Genomic DNA, 4,638 nt, shown 5'->3' with positions numbered 1-4,638 from the left:
CTGGAGGACAACAACAACGGGTTGCTATTGCTCGGGCATTGATTACTCATCCTAGTTTGGTGATTTGTGATGAACCAGTGAGTATGCTGGATGCTAGTGTCCAAACTCAAGTATTAGAATTAATGTTAGAGTTGAAAGAAGCCTTTAATCTTACCTATTTGTTTATTACTCATGACCTCTGGGTAGCACGGTTTTTCTGTGATGGAATCGCCGTGATGAATAAAGGTCAGATTGTTGAAAAGAAACCAACTCATGACCTGTTTACTAATCCTGAGCATCCTTACACTAGAACCTTGCTAGAGGCAGCTCCGTTGTTAGATAAACAAAGGTGATTTGTAAGCTATCAGCTATCAGCATTCAGCATATGTGCTACGCACACGCTACGCGAACAGCATTCAGCATATGTGCTACGCACACGCTACGCGAACAGCATTCAGCTTATGCGCACGCTACTTGAGGTGCTTTGTGGCACAGGCTTCTAGCCTGTGACTTAACGGCTGACGGCTGATAGCTGACGGCTGTTCGCGTAGCGTGCGCGTAGCGCATAAGCTGACGGCTGATAGCTGACCGATGCTTCACAGGCTGGAAGCCTGTTCCACAAAGCTGACCGCTGACGGCTGACCGCTGAGGGCTTACTGGATTTCAATAGTTTCAGCAGTGATAGCAGACTTACTGGAACCAGAACTCTGACCTTTAATCCGAACTTTTTGGTCAGGACTTAATTTTCCTGGGTCAACAGTTTCTCCTTGACGAGTGATTTTGGTATCGGAAAGAAGTTGTACACTATAGGAACCAGACTGAGTTTCTACCTTCAACTGTAGAGGGAAACTTTCCATAACTGCGACAATTTTACCTTCGATAATCATTTGTTCATCAGTTGAGGTAACTATTGGATTATTATCTGGATTATTACCCTGATTGTTTTCCGGTGAAACGTCTGGTTGGGGAGCGCTACAAGCAGAAAACAGCAGGCTTAATCCGATAAGACTGCTCAAAGCAAAAGATTTAAAAGGAATTTGTAGTTTAGTAGTCATCTGACGGTTTTGTCCTTTGTTAGTTGATTTGTAAGCAGTCAGCAGTCAGCAGTCAGCTTTGTGGAACAGGCTTCCAGCCTGTGAAGCATCGGTCAGCGGTCAGCTGATAACTGATAACTGAATGTTGATCACTGTTCGCGTAGCGTGCGCGTAGCGCATAAGCTGATAGCTGACCGCTGATAGCTGACCGCTGATACCTGACGGCTGATTAGTCCCGGAGATATTAAAGATTTTTCCAAGCGGACATATTATCAAACACAGACTTATTGATCCGGACAGCACTGTTAGGACAGCCACCATAACCGTGAATTCCCACTGCATGGCGTTCACCATCTTGGAAGCGCCAGATGGGGCTACCACTTTGACCGCCATAGGTATCGAGCATATAGGAGAGCTTGCCACCACTGATGCTGGTAATTCGGCCAGCATTGAACCATTGTGTGCCAAATGGTTTGTCACCAGCGTAGCCAGAGTTATTTACCTGTAGATTTGTCAGTAACTCGTCGGATAGATTGATAAATCCGAACCAGCCGACTCGGTTCCCTAGGGTGTCATCCGGTAGAATAATTGCTCCGTAGTCGAAGTCATCATCTTGTTCTTGTGTCCAGCCTTTTACACTGCGGAAGGACGTGGCAACTTGGGAGCCGAAGGGAGCTTCGTTCTCATCCATACCGGGAAAGACCTCAATTTTCTGCGCCCAACCATTAGCACTATGGCTATAGACGCAATGTCCAGAAGTCATTACTGTCCGTGGTCCAATGAACCAGCCAGTACACCGGGACCGGCTGCCATCAGCTTTGGTAATGATTAACTGGCAAATCCATCGCCAGGGAACACTAGTAGCTGGGGAAATACGGATGCGGTCGTCACTACCACATACTGACTCCGGTCTTTGGAATTCTTTAGCACCAGCATCTGGAAGATTTTCCAAATCTTCTGTGACCAAAATTCTTTCGTCGAAATCCAAACCGTCATTAAGCGCTCGGGATTTATTGAATCCGGGTACTGCTTCGATTTGACCGCGACCCATCATTCCCTCAAATTCGTCTTCGTAATCTATTGACTGGGATGGAGTTTCGCTGGAAGTGATTTCATGGAGCGGCTGATCGTCCCGTTCTATTTCCTTGGCTTGGTTGGTTTGATTGGAAACTCTTTCAGTTTCTGACATAACCATTCTCCTGACAATTAACTACTAAAAAGAACTCAATTGAATGTTCTTTCTATGTACATAATCGCAAGGCTGCACTAGGGTTGACAGTACCCTTGCGGGTACTTATGGCAACCATGGAATCGGGAATCGGGAATCGGGAATCGGGAATCGGGAATCGGGAATCGGGAATCGGGAATCGGGAATCGGGAATCGGGAATCGGGAATCGGGAATCGGGAATCGGGAATCGGGAATCGGGAGCATTCTGTAGGGTGGGCATGGCCGGTTTACTTACCCAAATCCTGGCCAAATTCATCTGAGCAATGCCCACCAAAGGATTCTGTAGGGTGGGCATGGCCGGTTTACTTACCCAAATCCTGGCCAAATTGATCTCAGCAATGCCCACCAAAGGATTCTGTAGGGTGGGCATTGCCGGTTTACTTACCCAAATCCTGCCCAAATTGATCTCAGCAATGCCCACCAAAGCATTCTGTAGGGTGGGCATTGCCGGTTTACTTACCCAAATCCTGCCCAAATTCATCTGAGCAATGCCCACCAACCAAGGTACCCATGGCCGGTTTCTGAACCAATGCCCACCCTAGGATTATTGTGGATTGGTGGGCATTGCCCATTTCATTGATCGCCGTTCAATAATGATATTGATCAGCAATTACTAGCCTAGGATTATTGTGGATTGGTGGGCATTTACCATTTCATTGATCGCCGTTAAATCATGATATTAATCAGCAATGCCCACCCTACGATTTTTCAATAATGCTACGCTTTTTTTTATTCCCCCTAAAACTTACCAAAAACCCCTTTTTTTTAAATCCTTTAAAATTTAAAACATAATCATTAAATTTATCAAAATAAACAGAAGAATTTCCAGGGTTAATCTATGTCAAAATACTTTAATAAAAACTTCAATAAACAACCTGTTGATCACACTTTGAAAGGCTCTCGTGAAGCAGTAATCTATAGTATCCAAATGCTTTATAAATTGGGCTATGCATAGATTGCCGAATGGTCTCCTCTTGAGCCGACTGAGGTTCCAGGGGAAGTCATTACTAAAATGATGAAGTATTGGCTGTTACCATAACACCTTGTCTTGATGCAGTCGCTCATGGGGGAAACCACGGCAGTCGCTCATGGGGGGGACCCCCAAGACCGCGCTGCCTCCCCAAGACCGCGCTGCATCGCTAAATTTCTGGGGGGTTTTCCCCCCGACCAAAGGCTCGAATCTGTTACTGTAGCTTGGCTTTTGGCCAATTACATCGAATACATCAGGTTGGGTTTGGAAACTCATTGACATAGATAATTAAAATAGCCGTGGATAGTCTTTCTACGGCTATTTTTTTATTTTGATAGCGCTGTTTTATTTCCAGTAATCAATTTTATGTAAATGTTAATTTTTGTCAAACAATCAATCTTACGGAATTTTATAGTATAATTTATTTAAATGCCAACCGTTATATAAGTTAGGTTTCAGTAAGATAAACTTAACTATTAGTTTGATTATGAAGCTTGAAATTTAATAACCCTTACAAGAAGCACTACAACTTATGACTATGACAAATTACAATCAGGTACTTAATCAAATTCATTCTCTTAGTCTCTCTGACCAACTACGATTACTAGATGAATTAAAAGTCTTAGTTAATCAAGGGATAGAAGTAGAAGGAGATGAAGAAACCATTCCAATCACAGAAATTGTTCAAAGTCAAGAAGCTTGGAAAAATTATCTATCAGGTAACGATAAAGGAATTTCATCTAAAGATTTAAAGCGTAAGTTATTAGGAGATAATTTTGATTGACTATATTCTCTTAAAACAAGCTGAACGCTATTTAATGCGAATGCAAACCGATGATAAAATTCGGATAATTAATGCGTTAGATACCTTAATTTCTAATCCTTCGACGCTGGATATTAAATCCTTAAAAGGTCGTCCTGAATTTCGTTTGCGTGTGGGTAAGTATCGGATATTATTTAGGAAAGATCAAGAAAAGGAAGTTTATATTATCACTGCAATTGGTTCTCGTGGAGATGTTTATAAGTAAATGCGATCGCGTACTCCCGAGCATTCTGTAGGGTGGGCATTGCCGGTTTACTTACCCAAATCCTGCCCAAATTCATCTGAGCAATGCCCACCAACGTGCGCTACCCATGGCCGGTTTCTGAACCAATGCCCACCCTAGGATTCTCTCGGCAATACCTAGCAAAAAGCAACGGCGAGTCCCATTGAGGAATAGGCTCGCCGTTGGTGGATATGGGTTAGAAGTGGAGTATTGAGGGTTGAGTTGCCAGGAGAAGGTAACGGAGCGATCGCCCAGCACGAAGGTCGAGCGCGTCGGCGGCGAGGTCGGTCTGGGGGGGGTTTGTGGAGCTTCCTGCAGGCAGAGCCGGGGATGACTCCCTTGTGGGCAAGCCCGTTGCCGATGAGATGCACTGGGACCTG

At 44.3% G+C, this 4,638-nt stretch carries 8 protein-coding genes and 1 pseudogene; 4 read left to right on the top strand and 5 right to left on the bottom strand.

The features are described 5' to 3' along the window. Positions 1-332 (top strand): ABC transporter ATP-binding protein (locus F6K57_RS37285; protein ID WP_293070608.1); only part of this gene is annotated, 332 nt, incomplete at its 5' end. A gap of 158 nt (positions 333-490) precedes the next feature. Here the strand turns inward: F6K57_RS37285 and F6K57_RS37280 are convergent. The 4 genes from F6K57_RS37280 to F6K57_RS37265 form a co-directional block, all read right to left on the bottom strand. Then, positions 491-646, bottom strand: a complete 156-nt coding sequence (locus F6K57_RS37280; protein ID WP_293060717.1) for a hypothetical protein — start codon at positions 644-646, stop codon at positions 491-493. Next, on the bottom strand, positions 633-1,034 hold the full coding sequence (locus F6K57_RS37275) for a hypothetical protein (protein ID WP_293060715.1): 402 nt from the start codon (positions 1,032-1,034) through the stop codon (positions 633-635). Before F6K57_RS37275 ends, F6K57_RS37280 begins: the two co-directional genes overlap by 14 nt. Positions 1,035-1,257: 223 nt before the next feature. Then, complete coding sequence (locus tag F6K57_RS37270; protein WP_293060713.1) at positions 1,258-2,202, bottom strand: serine protease; 945 nt, start codon at positions 2,200-2,202, stop codon at positions 1,258-1,260. Positions 2,203-2,279: 77 nt separating this feature from the next. Beyond that, the gene (locus F6K57_RS37265) at positions 2,280-2,738 is read right to left on the bottom strand and encodes a hypothetical protein (RefSeq protein ID WP_293073352.1); all 459 of its coding nucleotides are present in this window, start codon (positions 2,736-2,738) and stop codon (positions 2,280-2,282) included. Positions 2,739-3,080: 342 nt separating this feature from the next. Between F6K57_RS37265 and F6K57_RS37260 the strand changes: the two are divergent. From F6K57_RS37260 to F6K57_RS37250, 3 genes and pseudogenes are all read left to right on the top strand, one after another. Beyond that, a pseudogene (locus tag F6K57_RS37260) lies at positions 3,081-3,281 on the top strand (hypothetical protein). A gap of 469 nt (positions 3,282-3,750) precedes the next feature. After that, positions 3,751-3,996, top strand: coding sequence for a hypothetical protein (locus F6K57_RS37255; RefSeq protein WP_293073350.1), 246 nt, complete (start codon positions 3,751-3,753; stop codon positions 3,994-3,996). Continuing rightward, the gene (locus F6K57_RS37250) at positions 3,989-4,240 is read left to right on the top strand and encodes a type II toxin-antitoxin system RelE/ParE family toxin (protein WP_293073348.1); all 252 of its coding nucleotides are present in this window, start codon (positions 3,989-3,991) and stop codon (positions 4,238-4,240) included. Before F6K57_RS37255 ends, F6K57_RS37250 begins: the two co-directional genes overlap by 8 nt. Before the next feature lie 72 nt (positions 4,241-4,312). Here the strand turns inward: F6K57_RS37250 and F6K57_RS37245 are convergent. Then, on the bottom strand, positions 4,313-4,638 hold a 326-nt coding region (locus F6K57_RS37245; protein ID WP_293073346.1), incomplete at its 5' end, for a hypothetical protein.

Origin of the sequence: Moorena sp. SIO4A5 (assembly GCF_010672005.1) — a bacterium.
Lineage (GTDB): Bacteria > Cyanobacteriota > Cyanobacteriia > Cyanobacteriales > Coleofasciculaceae > Moorena.
This window is presented reverse-complemented; position numbering and strand designations above follow the sequence as displayed.